We start from the raw sequence: 15,776 nt of genomic DNA, 5'->3' as shown, positions 1-15,776 counted from the left end.
AGCAGAACGCGAGGGGCATACGAAAGAGAGAGCAGAAGGCGGCAAGTTCAAATAAGTTCAGACAGGTTCAGACGTCGACCTCATCGGCCGCCAGCTGTCCCAGAATCTGGAAGCGCCCGCCGCTCATGAAGCCGAGTGTCAGGCTGCCGTCGTCCTGCTCTTGCGTCTCGGCGCTCTCGAGCAGCCGATAGTAGAGATTGCGGTGCAGGCGCGCGGCAAGGCCGAAGCGCACCGGCACTTCCGGTAGCCACAGGCCGTCCGGCGTCTCGCTCAGCGTCAGGCAGGTCTCCCCTTCCAGTCGCACGACATCGCCCTGATCGGTGACCAGCTGCCAGACGTCCGGCTGAGGCTCGGATTGCCCTGACTCTGTCTGTCCGGGCTCTGTCTCTCCAAGCTCAGTCGGCGCAGAATCGCTCTCGATGCGGGAGCAGTCCACCGCCAGGAAGGGGCGATCCTCGACCTGGATGGTGACCTTCTCCGCTGGCGTGACCAGGCAGTAGCTGCCATCGGGCTCGCGGCGCAGGACACGCGACAGCATGTGCACCAGTCGCGCACGGCCGATGGGCGTGCCCTCGTGTATCCAGCGCCCGTCGGCGCAGATGACGAGGTCCATCTCGCCACAATGCGCCGGGTGCCATTGATCCACCGGCGGCAATGCCTTGCCGCTGGTGGCCTTGTCGCCCAGCTGGGTGAGGATGGCGGCTGGATTCATGACGTTCCCTCCCTGGTCATCAGATCATGCGGGGTACCACGCTCAATCGATGAGCATACCGCTGCTGGCCAGCGCTTCGCGAACGTTGTCCGGCGCTTCCGGCGCGGCGGCGCGGAACAGGCGATAGAAGTTGGCGGTAGTCTGCATCGCCAGCTCATCGACGGTGATGCCGCGCTCGGCGGCGATGCATTCGGCGACCTCGACCACATTGCCCGGCACATTGGAGGTGCCACGGTACGGCACCGGCGCCAGATAGGGGCTGTCGGTCTCGATCAGCAAGCGGTCCAGCGGGATGGCGCGTGCCAGCTCGCGGACGTGTCCGGCGTTGCGGAAAGTGACGATACCGGAGATGGAGACCATGAAGCCGTGGCCCACCGCGACGCGCGCCATGTCCAGATCTTCAGTGAAGCAGTGCAGCACGCCACCGACAGCGGGGTCCGTGTGCTGCTTGATCAGCGCCAGAGTGTCTTCCCGCGCCTCACGGGTGTGGATGATCACCGGCAGCTCGAGCTCACGCGCGGCGATCAGATGGCGCGTGAAGCGCTCGTACTGCAGCTCGCGGCTGACGCTCTCGTAGTGATAGTCGAGGCCGGTCTCGCCGATGGCCACCGCGCCGAAGCGCTCGGCGCACTTCTTGATGTCCTCGACCGTGGGTTCCGGGTCGACCTGATGCAGCGGATGCACACCGGCGGAAATCACCACATCCTCATGCTGCTGGGCGATGGCCGAGATCTCGGGCACATCGTCGAGCGTGACGGCAATGGCGAGAAACTGGTGCACGTGACGGGCGCGCGCGGCGTCCAGCACGGCCTCGAGGCTGCCGCCATGCTCTTCCAGTTTCAGACGATCAAGGTGGCAATGCGAATCGACAAACATCCGGAAACTCTCACTACTGATGGCCACGCGCTGCGCGGCGAAAAACGTGCTCGACCGGCGGGCGCTCATGGCACTGCCGGTCGAGATGATGAAGCGACGCTGCGCTCGCGCTACAGCGTATAGGTCGCGTGACCCTTGCCAAGCATGCCGGCCAGGTGGTTCTCGATATGATCGCGCACCTGGCGGTCCTCTTCACTGAAGTGGATGCCGATCCCGGCAATGCGTCGGCCACTGACGCCCTGCGGGGAAATCCATACCACGCGCCCGGTGACCGGAATGCGCTCGGATTCCTCAGGCAGGGTCAGCAGCAGATAGACTTCCTGGCCCATGGTGTAGCGCTCGGTAGTCGGCACGAAGATGCCGCCGCGCACGAGGGTCGACATGTAGGCGGCCAACAGGGTCTTCTGATCACGAATGGTCAGCGAGAGCGCCTTCTGGCCTTGCTGTGGAGCGGTATCCATCCTTCACCTCCGGCCGGTCTCCCGGCACATGCAGTCCCGTGACGAGCGTCAGCGCTCACATGAGGGCTCACGCTGCGTATCAATGCGTATTCTTCGGCCATTGCCTGCTGTCATCTGACGCAAGGCGAGCAAGCGGCCTGGCTGGCTTCAGTCTAGCCTGCCCGCCTTGCCTCGCGCAGCCTCGTGGCTTTCCACGCGGGCATCGCTCAGCCATTTCCTCAGCTCTTCGCTCAGACCTTCACGCCAGAAGCTCAGACCTTCACTCGGGCCATCACGCCAGAAAAAAGCCAGCTGCGCATTCAGGAGCGCAGCAAGGCGGCCCAACGCACCAGCCAGGCTTCCAGCACCAGCTGAGGGTTGGGGTTGCCGCCCGCGGCCAGCAGACGACGCTGCTCGCGGGCGAAGTCCAGCAGCTTGAACCAGTCCTGGGTGCGACCGTTCTTGACCGCCTGTCTCAGCAGCGGCTCAAGACTGGGGTCACGCAGGTCGCTGGCGTTGCCGGACAGGCCCATGCGAATCAGGTCTTCCAGCCAGGCAATACCGTACCACAGCACCTGCGCCAGCGGTTGGCGCTCCAGTCGCCACGCCTCGGCCACCGGCTCGCCACCGCGCACCAGCGCATCGAACAGCTCGCGCAAGGCCTGACGCAGCTGGCGCTGCTCCGCCTCGCCAAGACGCACCGCCAGCTGCGGCAGACCGCCCGCCATGCGCAGCAGGGCCTGAGCATCCTCGCCCAGCTGCTGCGTGAGCCACGGCAGGCTCTCTTCGGCCGGCGGAATCACCAGCGGCCATTGCTGACAGCGCGAGCGGATGGTCGGGAGTACCCGTGACGGCATGTCGCTGAGCAGAATGAACAGCGTATTGGCACCGGGCTCCTCGAGGCTCTTGAGCAAGGCGTTGGCCGAGGCGATGTTCATCAACTCCGCCGGTTGCAGCCGGATGACGCGGTAGCCGCCCTGCTGGGCCGTCTGGGAGACGAAGCGATTAACCTCACGGATCGGGTCGATGCGGATCATCTTGCCGACATCCTGCGGCGCGACCGCCATCAGATCAGGGTGATGTCCGGCCGCCAGCATATGACAGCCATGACATTCACCACAGGCCGCCGCGCCGGGCTTGCCCTGGGCGGTGCGACACAGCACGCGGGCGATCATGGCATCGGCCAGCTCATGCTTGCCAAGCCCCGACGGTCCGCTGAGCATCACCGCATGCGGCAGGCGACCGTTGTCGTGCACCGCGGTGAAGTGTTGCCACAGCGAATGCTGCCACGGCAGCGGCGAGAAGCTCGAAAGCGTGACACCACTGCTGACGTCTGAAGCACTCATGGCTGCTCATCCGTGGCAGTGTTCGCCTGCCAGGCCGCCACGCGAGCCGCCAGCACCGCCGCGATATCGGCCTGCACGGCTTCGAGCGACTGACCGGCATCGATGGTGGCAAAGCGCTCGGGGTCGGCGTCACGACGCATGTGATAGCCGACACGCACCGCCTCGAAGAACTGCTCGGCTTCCTGCTCGATGCGATCGGCGCCTTCACCGGTCTCGGCGCGGCGAGCGGCCAGACGGCCACGTGCCGCCGCGACCGGCATGTCCAGCAGCAGGGTCAGGTCCGGCTGCAAGCCTTTCTGCACCAGGGATTCCAGCGCCGAGATATCGGCCAGCGGCAGGTTGCGGCCACCACCCTGGTAGGCAAAGGTCGCGTCGGTGAATCGATCGCACACCACCCAGGCACCGCGCGCCAACGCCGGACGAATGGTCGCGGCCAGATGCTGGGCACGCGCGGCGAACATCAACAGCAGTTCGGCATCATCACTCAGCGACTCGGTCGGCGCCGGGTCTAGCAGCAACTGGCGAATGGCTTCCGCTCGCTCGCTGCCACCCGGCTCACGCGTGCGCACGACCTCGAGGCCATGCGCCTCGAGCTCGGAGACCACGAAGGCGACATTGGTGCTCTTGCCGACGCCTTCACCGCCTTCCAGCGTGATGAAGCGACCACCGCGCGAAGCCTGGGTGGCCGCCGCGCTGGCGGCGTGGCGAGAAGACGTCGTGCTTGATGCGCTCGGACGTGAAGACATGATGTTTCCTGATTCAGACAGCAGATGACTCGCGACGAAAGCCCCGTGCAGCATGGCAGACCCTGTTCGCCACACGGGTTTCAGCTCATTCGCCACGCATTACCGATTGAGAATATAACGGCGCACGGCATTGTTGTGCTCGCGCAGCGTGCGCGAGAAGTGATGCTTGCCCTCACCCTTGGCGACGAAGTAGTAGGTATCGCCTTCCTTGGGATGCACCGCCGCTTCCAGCGCGGCGCGCCCGGGCATCGCGATCGGCGTCGGCGGCAGGCCGGTGATCACGTAGGTATTCCAGGGCGTCGGCTTGCGCAGGTCGGCGCGCGACAGCGAGCCATCATAGTCCTTGCCCAGGCCATAGATGACGGTCGGGTCGGTCTGCAGGCGCATGCCACGCTCCATGCGACGCTTGAAGACGCCGGCGATCTCGTCACGCTCTTCCGGCGCGCCGGTCTCGCGCTCGATCAGTGACGCCATGATCAGCGCTTCGTAGGCGCTGGTGATCGGCAGGTCGTCGTCACGCCCGGCCCAGACTTCCTCCAGCGTCTTGCTCATGCGGCTATAGGCCTGCTTGTAGAGCGAGAGGTCGCTGACGCCCTTGTGATAGCGGTAGGTGTCTGGGAAGAAGCGCCCTTCCGGCTTCTCGCCCTCTACACCGACAGCCGCCATCAGCTCCTCGTCGCTCATGTCGCGAGTCGTGTGCTCAAGCTTGGGCGAGGCATCCATGGCAGTGCGCATCTGGGCGAAGGTCCAGCCCTCCGGCACGGTCAAGGTATAGCTGACCACATCGTCACTGGACAGCAGCGCCACCAGCTCACGGCCGTTCAAGCCCGGCGTGAGACGGAATTCACCGGCGCGCAGGCCATTGACGGCCTCAGGCTCGAGGCGCGACCACACCTTGTACGGCCAGCTCGCCTCGATGATGCCCTGTGACTCGAGCTCGCTCACCACCCTGGTCAGGCTGGCGCCCTTGGGCACCTCGAACAGCTGTTCCTTCTCGATCGCCAACGGTGACAGCAACTGCGCCTGCCAATAACGAAAGCCCACCACACCCGCAGCCACGGCCAGCACTACCAGCATCAGGAGGATCTTGAACACTCGCATAATCAGGTTTCCAGTCTTCATGGCGAAGGCGACGACCGCACAGGCATACTTGCTGACGCTCGTCGTCTTCCGTCAGTTCGCGGGCTCGCCCAGCAAGCGCGCGACAGTGTGATTCAACTCGTCCAGCGCCGGATGCGCCTCATCCTTCCACTCAGCCAGAATCGCGCCATCGGGCTTGAGCAGGGTGCGCAGCGGCCAGACGCCCTGCACGGAATTCATGACGACGACCTGCTCGGCCCACACGAGTGACTCAAGTCCCTCACGCACTCGCTCGAACGCCATCTCGGCCTCAAGCGCCGCCAGCAGCGTGCCCTCGACCCCGGCACGATCAAGACACGGCGTGAACCAGCGCCCGTCACGATACCAGGCCAGATTCATGCTGGTGGCCTCGATCAGCTCGCCCTGCGCATTGAGCAACAGGCCCTCGCTGATGGCCGTGTCGCTCCACTCGCGGCGCGCCAGCACGTTCTCGAGCCGATTGAGATGCTTGAGCCCCGCCAGTGCCGGTTGCTCGGCCACACGCAGCTCGCAGACCCGCGCCGTGATGCCACGCCGCGCCTGCTGATTGACCGCAAAAGGCGTCGCGCGTGCCCGCAAGCGCGTCTCCGGTGACTCAGGTGCCCTGTAGCCCCGCCCGCCGGAGCCGCCGGTGACGATCAGCTTGAGCACTTCAAGCCCCTCGCCCTGACAGACCGCCAGACAGCCCGCCAGCTCAGCTGACGAAGGCGCTGCAATCCCCAGCCGCTGACAACCGCGCGTCAAGCGCGCCTCGTGCCAGGACCACAGCTGCGGCTGGCCCTCACGCACCAGAATCGTCTCGAACACGCCCTCGCCATAGGCGAGGCCACGGTCATCACTGGGCAGATCGGCGGCGAGCGCCGCAAGAGCACGCTTGTCTTCAGAGCTCTTGTTGCCAGAGACATCAGTCGTCATCGATACAGCCCTCCAGAGAACGGTTGCGGACACGACACGCAAAGCAGGTGACGCCCCACAGACAAACGCGCCCCCGGATGGGAGCGCGTCTGAGGAGAGAGAACACGAAAGCGTGTGATCAGTCCTTGAGCTTGCCGAACACCAGCGAGCCGTTGGTGCCACCGAAGCCGAACGAGTTGGACAGGGTGTACTCGATCTTCATGTCACGTGCGACGTTGGGCACGTAATCGAGATTGCAGCCCTCGGCCGGGTTGTCCAGGTTGATGGTCGGCGGCGCGATCTGGTCACGCATCGCCAGCACGCAGAACACGGCCTCGACCGCACCGGCAGCGCCCAGCAGGTGACCGATCATCGACTTGGTGGAGCTGACCGCCACATCACGTGCCGCATCACCCAGCACCGACTCGACGGCGAGGCTTTCGGCCTTGTCGCCGGCATTGGTGGAGGTGCCGTGGGCATTGATGTAGTCGATCTGGCTCGGCTCGAGCTTGGCATCACGGATGGCGTTGCGCATCGCGGCGGCCGCACCACGGCCGTCTTCGGGCGGCGCCGTCATGTGGTGAGCGTCGTCGGACATGCCAAACCCGAGCACCTCGGCGTAGATGGTCGCGCCACGCGCCTTGGCGTGCTCGTACTCTTCCAGCACGACGACACCGGCGCCGTCGGACAGCACGAAGCCATCGCGGTCGCGGTCCCACGGACGGCTGGCCGCCTGCGGATCATCGTTGCGGGTCGACAGCGCACGCGCTGCGGAGAAGCCACCCAGACCCAGTGGCGTGGTCGCCATCTCGGCGCCACCGGCCACCATCACGTCGGCATCGCCATAGGCGATGGTACGCGCGCTGTAACCGATGTTGTGCGTCCCGGTGGTACAGGCGGTGGTGATCGCGATGTTCGGACCACGATAACCGAACTGGATCGCCAGATTGCCGGAGATCATATTGATGATGGAGCCCGGCACGAAGAACGGCGAGATGCGACGTGCACCGCCCTTCTCCAGCGCCTTGTGGTTGTGCTCGATCATCGGCAGGCCGCCGATACCGGAACCGATGGCGACACCAATGCGCTCGGCGTTGTCTTCGGTGCATTCAATGCCGGAGTCGGTGATGGCCTGGTGGGCCGCCGCGATACCGTATTGGATGAAGAGGTCCATCTTGCGGGCCTCTTTCGGGTTCAGGTACTGACCCACATCGAAGTCCTTGATGGAGCCACCGAAACGGGTATTGAAACCACTGACATCGAAATGCTCGATGGCCGCGATGCCACTCTTGCCCGCCTTGATGTTGCTCCAGCTTTCCTCGACGGTATTCCCGACCGGGGTTACCAGGCCAAGACCTGTTACCACTACCCTTCTGCGAGGCATCGTGTCTCCTCCAAAACTATCGAATTGGCACGCCAGGGCCATGGACGCCCGGACGGTAATTGAGCGCATTATACAGAAACCTGGCCATGCGTGGGCAGTCGGTTTTCAAGCGCTTTTCTGGCCACTTTCACGAAGGAATTCCGACACTTGCCACAAGGGGACATTTGTCACGAAGCCCACCGCCTACCACCAGGCAATGCGCGCCCTGTCGGCGCGGCATTGCGCAGCACATCCCTGAACGACAAGAGCCGCACTGAGGAACAGTGCGGCTCTTGAACGTACAGACAATTGCATCACGACCATGAGCAACAGGTTGCTCCGTGATCGCTTCAACACACCTTACTGGTGGTTGACGATGTAATCGATAGCTTCCTGCACGGTGGTGATCTTCTCTGCTTCTTCGTCAGGAATTTCAGTATCGAATTCCTCTTCAAGAGCCATCACCAGCTCGACGGTGTCCAGGGAATCGGCGCCCAGGTCTTCAGTGAAAGAGGAAGAGTTCTGGATTTCTTCTTCTTTGGCGTTCAGGCGCTCAGCCACAACCTTCTTGACGCGTTCTTCAATGGTGCTCATTTAACAATCACTCCTAGTGGTACGGAATCCGCAGCTCGAAAAAGCTGGGCGTAGTTTATAGGCCACCCCAAAAGGACGCAACCACGTCCCTGCGTGGGGTTCAGCGCATGTTCATGCCACCGTTCACCTGCAACGTCTCACCGGTAATGTAGCCTGCTGCATCACTGGTCAGGAAGCCGACTGCCGCAGCAATCTCTTCCGGCTGGCCAAGGCGCGCCAGCGGGATGTTGCCGAGCAACGCTTCGTGCTGCGCTTCCGGCAATGCTTCAGTCATGTCAGTGGCAATGAAGCCCGGCGCCACTGAGTTGACGGTAATATTGCGTGACGCGACTTCGCGCGCCAGCGAGCGGGCAAAGCCTTCCATGCCTGCCTTGGCGGCAGCATAGTTGACCTGACCGAGGTTGCCCATGGTCGCGACCACGGACGAGATGTTGACGATGCGGCCGAAGCGCGCCTTGGTCATGCCGCGCAGGCAGCTCTTGCTGACACGGAAGACCGACTTGAGATTGGTGTCGAGCACCGCGTCCCAATCGTCTTCCTTCAAGCGCATCAACAGGTTGTCACGCGTGATGCCGGCATTGTTGACCAGGATGGTCGGGGCGCCGAAGCGCTCGCCGATTTCCTTGAGCACGGCGTCGACGCTGGCCTGATCGGTGACGTTGAGCAGCATGCCCGCGCCTTCGATACCGTGCGCCTCGAGGTCAGCGCCGATGGCCGCTGCCCCTTTCTCGCTGGTGGCAGTACCGATCACTATACGGCCCTGACGGCCGAGTTCACGGGAGATGGCTTGGCCGATGCCACGACTGGCACCGGTCACCAGTGCGATTCTGCGTTCGCTCGTCATCTTGAGTCCTGAGTTGGCTGATCCAAGTCACATGACCGGCCAGATGGGCCAGCCACGAGCTTACTGATTCTGTTCGGCAGCGGTCTCGCGGGCAAGTTCCAGCGCCGCTTCCAGGCTATCCGGATCATTCACGGCCAGGCCACGCGCCTGACGCTGAATGCGCTTGCCAAGGCCGGTCAACACCTTGCCCGGACCGCATTCGATGAAGCTGCGCGCGCCACTGTCGAACATGGCATTGACGCAATCGGTCCAGCGCACCGGCTGATAGAGCTGCTCGATCAGACGCTGACGCAGTGTCTCGACGTCGTCATGCGCCTTGGCATCGACATTCTGGATGACGGTATAGCGCGGCGCACGGAAATCGATGGCATTCATCGCCTCGGCCAGCTTGTCGGCCGCCGGACGCATCAGATCACAATGCGACGGCACCGACACCGGCAGCGGCATGGCGCGCTTGGCACCCGCTTCCTGACATGCCGCGATGGCACGCTCGACGGCAGCGGTGCCACCGGCGATGACGACCTGTCCCGGCGCATTGTAGTTGACTGCCGCGACCACTTCACCCTGTGCCGCACTGGCACAGGCGGCTTCGACCTGGGCATTCTCGAGACCGAGAATGGCCGCCATCGCGCCCTGGCCCTGCGGCACGGCAGTCTGCATGGCTTCGCCGCGCAGATTGACCAGCTTGACGCCCTCGGCGAAACCGATCACGCCAGCGCAGACCATGGCGCTGTATTCACCCAGGGAGTGACCGGCCATGCGCGCCGGGCGCGGGCCTTCCAGCTCCTGCCAGACGCGCCAGATGGCGACACTGGCGGTCAGAAGCGCCGGCTGGGTCAGCTCGGTACGATTGAGCTCCTCCGCCGGGCCTTCCTGTGTCAGGTGCCAGAGATCGCGCCCCAGCGCGTCAGAGGCTTCCTCGAAGGTAGTGCGGACCACGCTATAGCGCTCCGCCAGCTCCCGCAGCATGCCGACCTGCTGGGAGCCCTGTCCCGGGAAGATGAGGGCCAGGGAATCTGTCATTGCTGTCACCATTTCCATCTGTTCAGGTGGGACTGACACGGGTCAAGAAACCCGATTTCCACTGGCTCGCAAGCGAGACGACCACTGTCGTGTCTCACGCTTCTGCCAGGGGAAAGCCTGCTTCCTGTCATTTACGTCATGCTGCTGTCCTGCGGGGGCTTCCTGTGGGAGCTGCCTGCCCCTGATTCCCGTCCGCCTTCACCGCCCGGCCGCGAAGCGCTGGCATTGTCGCACCGTGTGCGCCGAAGCTCGACCCCAACAGGAACAAATCAGACCAATTTACTCATTCAGCGTGAGTATGTGCCTTCCAGGGCCTGCGCCAGGCGCGAGGGCAACTGCTCGCGAGCCTCGCTGGCCGCCCGCGTGACGGCAAAGGCAAAGCCTTCCGCCGCCGCGCCGCCGTGGCTCTTCACCACCACGCTCGCCAGGCCCAGCAGGCTGGCGCCGTTGTAGCGCACCGGGTCCAGCTCACGCGAGAGTCGTGTCAGCGCCGGGCGCGCCAGCCAGGCCATCAGGCGCGTGCGCCAGCTGGCCGCCAGGGTCGCCCCCAGCTGCGCCGACAGCATCTGCGCAAGCCCTTCACTGCTCTTGAGCACGACATTGCCGACGAAGCCATCACAGACCACCACATCTACCTTGCCGGAGAAGAGGTCGCCGCCCTCGACAAAGCCAAGGTAGTCGAAATCCGACTCGCTGCCAGCCAGCAGGGCGTGCGCTTCCTGCACCTGCGCAGTCCCCTTGACCGACTCGACCCCCACGTTGAGCAGCCCCACTCGTGGACGCTCGACCGCGTCGATGAGGCGGCTGCGCATCGCGCCCATGCGGGCGAACGCCAGCAGATGGTGCGGCGCGACATCGACGTTGGCGCCGAGATCCAGCAGGCTGCAGGCGCGCGCGCCGCGCGTGGGCACCGCGGCACAGATGGCAGGTCGCTCCACCCCTTTCACTCTTCCCACTTCGCGCATGCCCAGCGCCATCAAGGCGCCGGTATTGCCGGCACTGACACAGGCATCCGCCTGGCCCTTCGCCACCAGGCCCAGGGCCTGAGACATGCTGCTGGGCTCGCGGCTGCGCACAACGCGGGACGGGCGAGCATCAGACGCGACAATGCCGTCGACAGCGAGTGTCTGAAGGCGATCACGAACACGGGAGAGTGAAGCAGGGAGGGAGTCTAACTCGGCATCCAGTAGATGCTGCGGGCCGACCAGGATGGCGCTGAGTTGCGAGTCTCGCAACAGCGCACTGGCCGTGCCCCGTAACGTAGCGCGGGGACCGAAGTCCCCGCCCATCGTATCGATGGCGATACGCACGGCGTTACGCCGCGCGCTGCATCAATGCCTTATGCATCAACGACTTTGCGGCCACGGTAAAAACCGTCGGCAGAGACGTGGTGACGCAGGTGAACTGTACCGGTTTCCTTGTCCTGGGACAGGGTCGGTGCAGTCAGGGCATCGTGGCTACGACGCATGCCACGCTTGGAACGAGTTTTGCGGTTCTGCTGAACTGCCATGGGGATTACTCCAATCTTGTCGACAAATTGAGTTCAGTGCTTGTCCTTCAGGGTGCGAAGCACACTGAATGGATTCACAGCGGGTGCGTCCGAGGCCTCGGGTTCCACACCGCTGGCCAGCTGGTCGCGAGAGACGGCACAATCGGCCTCCTCGTGGTAGACCACCTGCGGCAGGACCAGGAGCACTTCATCCTCGATCACTGTCAGGAGATCCAGCTGTTCGTTTTCCACCACTACCGGCTCGTACTCACCGGGCAGCTGCGCCGCCAGCGCATCGCTGGTCACCAGACCCAACAGGAACTCGCTGGAAAGCGGCTCCGGCTCGGTGGGTCCCAGACAACGCTGACATAGCAGACTTGCCTCGAAGGCGATGGAGCCTTCGATGAAGCTGCGACGTTGAGTGTCGATGTCAAAGGTCATGGAGACGCTGACGTCCCCTTCCTGAGCACCGATGGCCTCAACAACACGGGGCATGTTCGCCAGTGGAATCACGCCTTCAAGGCGTTTACCCGCTGACGCCAGCCGGTAGGGCTCGACCTTGGTCGGCAGTCTTGTGGTCAACATAGGCGCGCCATAATAGGGATTCCCCCTCCCGGTGTCAAAATGCATGAGCAACTTGTTGCTTTTGCCAGCCCCCTCACCATCACGCTTTCACGTCGATATGCGACAACTGACACTGGGCTACACGTCCAGCGCGCGATTGTACGCGCCTGACGCTTCAATGCCGAGAGGATTTACGGCATCCTGCAGCCCTTGTTTTTCAAATACTTGCCGCGCGCCGCCCAGCCAATGCCCGCAACGCGCCCCGACGGGAGAGCCATGATGACTCCACTGGTCCTGGCGTCCAGCTCACGCTGGCGTCGTGAACTGCTTGAACGCCTCGGGCTGCCCTTCACCTGGACAGCCCCCAGTATCGATGAGACGCCGCGACGCGAAGAAAGTGCCGAGACACTGGTCCATCGTCTGGCACTCGGCAAGGCCAACGCCGTGGCGGACGCCTACTCCCACCACCTGATCATCGGCAGCGATCAGGTCGCCGTCTTCGAGGGCGAGATACTGGGCAAGCCAGCGGATCTGTCAGCCGCACGCGCCCAGCTGGCGCGCTTCTCCGGACGCCGCGTGCGCTTCGTGACCGGCCTGGCGCTGATCGACACCCAATCCGCGCGTCACTGGGTCTGCCATGAAGACCACGAGGTCGTCTTCCGCTCCCTGACCAGCGCCGAGATCGAACGCTACGTCGAGCGCGAACGCCCCCTCGACAGCGCCGGCAGCTTTCGCATGGAAGGACTCGGCATCACGCTCTTCGAGCGTCTCGAGGGGCGTGATCCCAACAGTCTGATCGGCCTGCCGCTGATTCGCCTGTGCGAACTGCTGCGCGAGGCAGGCGTCGACCCTCTGCTGGATGCGCCGCGCTCCTGAGTGGCACCGGGCCCCTGAGAGACACCGCAGCCCTGAGCGACGAGGGCTGCGGCCCTGGCTCGTCTACCAGGGCAGACGGTAGCTGACCGGCGACACCGTCGTCTCGAGCCCCATCGCACTGGCCATCACACCGGCGAAGCGCCGCGTGAAGCGCTCGAAGGGGTCCTGACGCGGCGTGTAATCGTGCAGCTCCGCCTCTGGCGTCAGCTCCGCCGCCAGCTCTTCCAGCGTGCCGGTACGATCGACCAGCCCCAGCCCCCGCGCCTGCTCACCAGTCCAGATCAACCCCGAGAACAGCTCGGGATCGTCCTTGAGGCGCTCACCGCGCCCAGCCTTGACCGCCGCGATGAACTGCTGGTGCGTCGTGGCCAGCACGCTCTGCCAGAAGGCACGCTGGTCCGGCGAGATTTCCGAGAACGGATCAAGAAACGCCTTGTTGTCTCCCGCCGTGAACACGCGACGCTCGATATCCAGCTTTTCCATCGGCCCCTTGAGCCCGAAGCTTGAGGAAATCACGCCGATGGAGCCCACCAGGCTCGAGGGTGCCGCGATGATCTCGCCGGCGCCGGCCGCCATGTAATAGGCACCACTGGCGCCCAGGTCTTCAATCACCGCGATCACCGGCTTGTCGCCCCGCTCACGCAACCGCATCAGCTCGTCATAGACGCGCTGGGACTGCACCGGGCTGCCACCGGGCGAGTTGATGTCGAGCACCACCGCCACGGAGGCCGGTGACTCCCAGGCCGCACGCAGCCCCTTGATGATGCGTTCGGCATTGGCTTCACCGTCCGCTTCGATCACGCCCTTCACTCGCACCACGCCCAGATGCTGCTCGCCGGGCAGCGCCGCTGGCTGGCTGCCGAGCGTGAACAGGGTCACCGAGGTCGCGATCGAGGCGATGAACAGCAACGCGAACAGGAAGCGGAAGAACAGCTTCCAGCGCCGCGAACGACGCTGCTCGGTAACCACGCCCTGCACCCAGCGGTCCATCATCTCGAGCTGCGCGGTGCGCTCGCGCGCCTGCCAGTCCACCTCTCGCTCGGAGGCGGCAGCCGCGCCCTGTCCACTCATGCCCTGTCCACTCATGCCCTGTCCACTCATGCCCGGCCCGCTCAAGCCCGCTTCGCTATCATCCTTGCCACCCGCGCCTTCACGCCAGGGATCCTGCGGCCTGTCACTCATCGATTGCTGCTCCTGTGCTGGGCGATCGCGGCCGTTACCTGGCCACGTACAGCCAATCCATCAATTCATCGAAATGCGAGACGATGCGCTGCGGCGCACAGGCCTCAAGACGCGGCACACTGTGTACGCCGTAGTCGACACCGACACTGTGCATGCCCAGGGCACGCGCCATTTCCAGATCATATTCGGTATCGCCGACCATCAGCGCCTCATGCGCCTCAACGTTCAGCTCGGCCAGCAACTCCTCGAGCATGCGAGGGTGCGGCTTGGACAGCGTCAGGTCCGCGGTGCGCGAGGCATGGAACCAGTCACCGCAATCATGGGCCGTGAACATGCGGTCCAACCCGCGGCGGCTCTTGCCCGTCGCGACGGCCAGCAGCTGCTCGGGATGGCGACGCAGACGCTGGATGCCGGCCTCGACACCGGGGAAGAAGTCCAGCGGCGTGGTATCGACCGCCACGAAATGCGCCTTGTAGGCCGCGACCAGCGCCTCGCACTGCTCGGCCGTCGCCCCCGGGAACAGGCGCTCCATGGCTTCGGGCAGCCCGAGTCCGATGATGTCGCGCGCCGCATGGGCAGGCAGCTCGCCCATACCCGTCGCCAGTGAGGCCGCCTGCAGGCAGTCGACGATACGCGCCTCGGAATCCATCAAGGTGCCATCCCAGTCGAAGATGACCAGGCGATAGCGCGGTTGCGGCAGTCCTGCGGTGAGATCAGTCATGACGAGCTCCCAGCTCTCTGGCAGTGGCGAGAACGCGCTTCATCCGCTTGTCCAGCGGCGCGCGCACGGTGACGGTTCGCCCGTCGATCGGATCAGGAAAGCTGAGCTGGGCGGCATGCAGGAACAGGCGTTCCAGCCCGACCTTCTTCGCCAGGGCATTGCCGCGCTCGGTGCCGTACTTGGTATCGCCGAGCAGCGGGTGCCCGGCATGCACCGAGTGCACGCGGATCTGGTGGGTACGGCCGGTAATCGGCTCGGCCTCGACCAGCGTCATGCTCGGATAGGCCTCACGCACCGCGTAGCGGGTGCTGGCCGTCTTGCCGGCCTCATCGACGCGCACCCGCCGCTCACCATTGCCACCGTCGTAGCGCTCCAGCGGTGCGTTGACGTAATCGCGGCGTGAATCCCAGCGCCCCTCGACCAGCGCCAGATACAGCTTGGTCATCTTGTGGGCCTTGAGGTCGGCATTGAGCTGCAACAGCGCAGCCCGCGACTTGGCCAGCAGAATGCAGCCGGAGGTATCACGGTCCAGGCGATGCACCAGCTCCAGGAACGGCAGGTCGGCGCGAATCTGGCGCATGGCCTCGATCAGGCCGATCTTGACGCCGCTGCCGCCGTGCACGGCAAGCCCCGAGGGCTTGTTGATGACCATGAAGTCATCCGTCTCGCGCACGATGCAGCCCGCCAGCACCTCGCGCAGGTTGTCACTGACTTCCTGCACGGCGGCTTCCGGCGAGAGGCGCAGTGGCGGCACCCGTACCAGATCACCCGCCTGCAGGCGGTAATCGACCTTGATGCGCTTCTTGTTCACGCGCACTTCACCCTTGCGCACGATGCGATAGATCAACGCCTTGGGTGCACCCTTGAGGCGGGTACGCAGAAAGTTGTCGATGCGCTGCCCGGCCAATTCCGGGGCAACCTCGATCCACTGGACTGATTGGCCTTCGGCCATGTCGCACTCCTTTCCGGCCCCGCCTTCGCGCGGCC

Annotated in this window: 18 protein-coding genes; 1 reads left to right on the top strand and 17 read right to left on the bottom strand. The window is 64.4% G+C overall.

Annotated elements, in window-relative coordinates:
* Window positions 1-67: 67 nt before the first annotated feature.
* The 14 genes from R2R70_RS01315 to R2R70_RS01250 form a co-directional block, all read right to left on the bottom strand.
* Window positions 68-712: a DUF1285 domain-containing protein gene (locus tag R2R70_RS01315; RefSeq protein WP_410977011.1), complete on the bottom strand. Its 645-nt coding sequence runs from the start codon at window positions 710-712 to the stop codon at window positions 68-70.
* A gap of 42 nt (window positions 713-754) precedes the next feature.
* A complete protein-coding gene (locus R2R70_RS01310; RefSeq protein WP_107335330.1) occupies window positions 755-1,588 on the bottom strand; it encodes a TatD family hydrolase in 834 nt (277 codons plus the stop codon).
* 110 nt (window positions 1,589-1,698) lie between these two features.
* The gene (locus R2R70_RS01305; RefSeq protein ID WP_054555002.1) at window positions 1,699-2,049 is read right to left on the bottom strand and encodes a PilZ domain-containing protein; all 351 of its coding nucleotides are present in this window, start codon (window positions 2,047-2,049) and stop codon (window positions 1,699-1,701) included.
* Between the two features lie 299 nt (window positions 2,050-2,348).
* The gene (locus tag R2R70_RS01300; protein ID WP_410977010.1) at window positions 2,349-3,374 is read right to left on the bottom strand and encodes a DNA polymerase III subunit delta'; all 1,026 of its coding nucleotides are present in this window, start codon (window positions 3,372-3,374) and stop codon (window positions 2,349-2,351) included.
* Window positions 3,371-4,120, bottom strand: a complete 750-nt coding sequence (tmk, locus tag R2R70_RS01295) for a dTMP kinase (RefSeq protein ID WP_410977009.1) — start codon at window positions 4,118-4,120, stop codon at window positions 3,371-3,373. Before tmk ends, R2R70_RS01300 begins: the two co-directional genes overlap by 4 nt.
* A gap of 99 nt (window positions 4,121-4,219) precedes the next feature.
* Window positions 4,220-5,221, bottom strand: a complete 1,002-nt coding sequence (gene mltG / locus R2R70_RS01290; RefSeq protein ID WP_410977008.1) for an endolytic transglycosylase MltG — start codon at window positions 5,219-5,221, stop codon at window positions 4,220-4,222.
* A gap of 72 nt (window positions 5,222-5,293) precedes the next feature.
* Complete coding sequence (gene pabC / locus R2R70_RS01285; RefSeq protein ID WP_410977007.1) at window positions 5,294-6,154, bottom strand: aminodeoxychorismate lyase; 861 nt, start codon at window positions 6,152-6,154, stop codon at window positions 5,294-5,296.
* 118 nt (window positions 6,155-6,272) lie between these two features.
* Window positions 6,273-7,517, bottom strand: coding sequence for a beta-ketoacyl-ACP synthase II (fabF, locus tag R2R70_RS01280; protein ID WP_043331892.1), 1,245 nt, complete (start codon window positions 7,515-7,517; stop codon window positions 6,273-6,275).
* Between the two features lie 339 nt (window positions 7,518-7,856).
* Window positions 7,857-8,090 carry an acyl carrier protein gene (gene acpP / locus R2R70_RS01275; RefSeq protein ID WP_024950601.1) on the bottom strand — a complete coding sequence of 78 codons (234 nt, stop codon included), beginning with the start codon at window positions 8,088-8,090 and terminating at the stop codon, window positions 7,857-7,859.
* A 100-nt stretch (window positions 8,091-8,190) separates the two neighbouring features.
* Window positions 8,191-8,934, bottom strand: coding sequence for a 3-oxoacyl-ACP reductase FabG (gene fabG, locus R2R70_RS01270; RefSeq protein WP_043331893.1), 744 nt, complete (start codon window positions 8,932-8,934; stop codon window positions 8,191-8,193).
* A 60-nt stretch (window positions 8,935-8,994) separates the two neighbouring features.
* The gene (gene fabD / locus R2R70_RS01265; protein WP_043331894.1) at window positions 8,995-9,957 is read right to left on the bottom strand and encodes an ACP S-malonyltransferase; all 963 of its coding nucleotides are present in this window, start codon (window positions 9,955-9,957) and stop codon (window positions 8,995-8,997) included.
* A gap of 287 nt (window positions 9,958-10,244) precedes the next feature.
* Entirely contained in the window at window positions 10,245-11,267 is a 1,023-nt protein-coding gene (plsX, locus tag R2R70_RS01260) for a phosphate acyltransferase PlsX (RefSeq protein WP_410977006.1), read from the bottom strand.
* 29 nt (window positions 11,268-11,296) lie between these two features.
* Entirely contained in the window at window positions 11,297-11,467 is a 171-nt protein-coding gene (gene rpmF / locus R2R70_RS01255) for a 50S ribosomal protein L32 (protein ID WP_065392644.1), read from the bottom strand.
* A 33-nt stretch (window positions 11,468-11,500) separates the two neighbouring features.
* A complete protein-coding gene (locus R2R70_RS01250) occupies window positions 11,501-12,031 on the bottom strand; it encodes a YceD family protein (RefSeq protein WP_107335333.1) in 531 nt (176 codons plus the stop codon).
* Between the two features lie 258 nt (window positions 12,032-12,289).
* Between R2R70_RS01250 and R2R70_RS01245 the strand changes: the two genes are divergently transcribed.
* Window positions 12,290-12,886, top strand: coding sequence for a Maf family protein (locus R2R70_RS01245; RefSeq protein WP_410977005.1), 597 nt, complete (start codon window positions 12,290-12,292; stop codon window positions 12,884-12,886).
* Between the two features lie 63 nt (window positions 12,887-12,949).
* Here R2R70_RS01245 and R2R70_RS01240 read toward each other — a convergent pair whose 3' ends face one another.
* Genes R2R70_RS01240 through R2R70_RS01230 form a run of 3 tightly spaced genes read right to left on the bottom strand, consistent with a single transcriptional unit; the run spans window position 12,950 to window position 15,741 of the window.
* On the bottom strand, window positions 12,950-14,068 hold the full coding sequence (locus tag R2R70_RS01240) for a S49 family peptidase (RefSeq protein WP_410977004.1): 1,119 nt from the start codon (window positions 14,066-14,068) through the stop codon (window positions 12,950-12,952).
* A gap of 34 nt (window positions 14,069-14,102) precedes the next feature.
* Entirely contained in the window at window positions 14,103-14,789 is a 687-nt protein-coding gene (locus R2R70_RS01235; protein ID WP_054555006.1) for an HAD-IA family hydrolase, read from the bottom strand.
* Window positions 14,782-15,741 carry an RluA family pseudouridine synthase gene (locus tag R2R70_RS01230; RefSeq protein ID WP_054555007.1) on the bottom strand — a complete coding sequence of 320 codons (960 nt, stop codon included), beginning with the start codon at window positions 15,739-15,741 and terminating at the stop codon, window positions 14,782-14,784. The genes R2R70_RS01235 and R2R70_RS01230 overlap by 8 nt, the downstream gene beginning before the upstream one ends.
* Window positions 15,742-15,776 lie beyond the last annotated feature (35 nt).

It is taken from the genome of Cobetia sp. SIMBA_158, from assembly GCF_046566945.1.
GTDB lineage: Bacteria > Pseudomonadota > Gammaproteobacteria > Pseudomonadales > Halomonadaceae > Cobetia > Cobetia amphilecti.
This window is presented reverse-complemented; position numbering and strand designations above follow the sequence as displayed.

Excerpts from the sequence above, each read along its gene's own strand:
- R2R70_RS01315 (WP_410977011.1), bottom strand. The coding sequence starts at position 712 with ATGAATCCAGCCGCCATCCTCACCCAGCTGGGCGACAAGGCCACCAGC.
- R2R70_RS01310 (WP_107335330.1), bottom strand. The coding sequence starts at position 1,588 with ATGTTTGTCGATTCGCATTGCCACCTTGATCGTCTGAAACTGGAAGAG.
- R2R70_RS01305 (WP_054555002.1), bottom strand. The coding sequence starts at position 2,049 with ATGGATACCGCTCCACAGCAAGGCCAGAAGGCGCTCTCGCTGACCATT.
- R2R70_RS01300 (WP_410977010.1), bottom strand. The coding sequence starts at position 3,374 with ATGAGTGCTTCAGACGTCAGCAGTGGTGTCACGCTTTCGAGCTTCTCG.
- tmk (WP_410977009.1), bottom strand. The coding sequence starts at position 4,120 with ATGTCTTCACGTCCGAGCGCATCAAGCACGACGTCTTCTCGCCACGCC.
- mltG (WP_410977008.1), bottom strand. The coding sequence starts at position 5,221 with ATGCGAGTGTTCAAGATCCTCCTGATGCTGGTAGTGCTGGCCGTGGCT.
- pabC (WP_410977007.1), bottom strand. The coding sequence starts at position 6,154 with ATGACGACTGATGTCTCTGGCAACAAGAGCTCTGAAGACAAGCGTGCT.
- fabF (WP_043331892.1), bottom strand. The coding sequence starts at position 7,517 with ATGCCTCGCAGAAGGGTAGTGGTAACAGGTCTTGGCCTGGTAACCCCG.
- acpP (WP_024950601.1), bottom strand. The coding sequence starts at position 8,090 with ATGAGCACCATTGAAGAACGCGTCAAGAAGGTTGTGGCTGAGCGCCTG.
- fabG (WP_043331893.1), bottom strand. The coding sequence starts at position 8,934 with ATGACGAGCGAACGCAGAATCGCACTGGTGACCGGTGCCAGTCGTGGC.
- fabD (WP_043331894.1), bottom strand. The coding sequence starts at position 9,957 with ATGACAGATTCCCTGGCCCTCATCTTCCCGGGACAGGGCTCCCAGCAG.
- rpmF (WP_065392644.1), bottom strand. The coding sequence starts at position 11,467 with ATGGCAGTTCAGCAGAACCGCAAAACTCGTTCCAAGCGTGGCATGCGT.
- R2R70_RS01250 (WP_107335333.1), bottom strand. The coding sequence starts at position 12,031 with ATGTTGACCACAAGACTGCCGACCAAGGTCGAGCCCTACCGGCTGGCG.
- R2R70_RS01245 (WP_410977005.1), top strand. The coding sequence starts at position 12,290 with ATGACTCCACTGGTCCTGGCGTCCAGCTCACGCTGGCGTCGTGAACTG.
- R2R70_RS01240 (WP_410977004.1), bottom strand. The coding sequence starts at position 14,068 with ATGAGTGACAGGCCGCAGGATCCCTGGCGTGAAGGCGCGGGTGGCAAG.
- R2R70_RS01235 (WP_054555006.1), bottom strand. The coding sequence starts at position 14,789 with ATGACTGATCTCACCGCAGGACTGCCGCAACCGCGCTATCGCCTGGTC.
- R2R70_RS01230 (WP_054555007.1), bottom strand. The coding sequence starts at position 15,741 with ATGGCCGAAGGCCAATCAGTCCAGTGGATCGAGGTTGCCCCGGAATTG.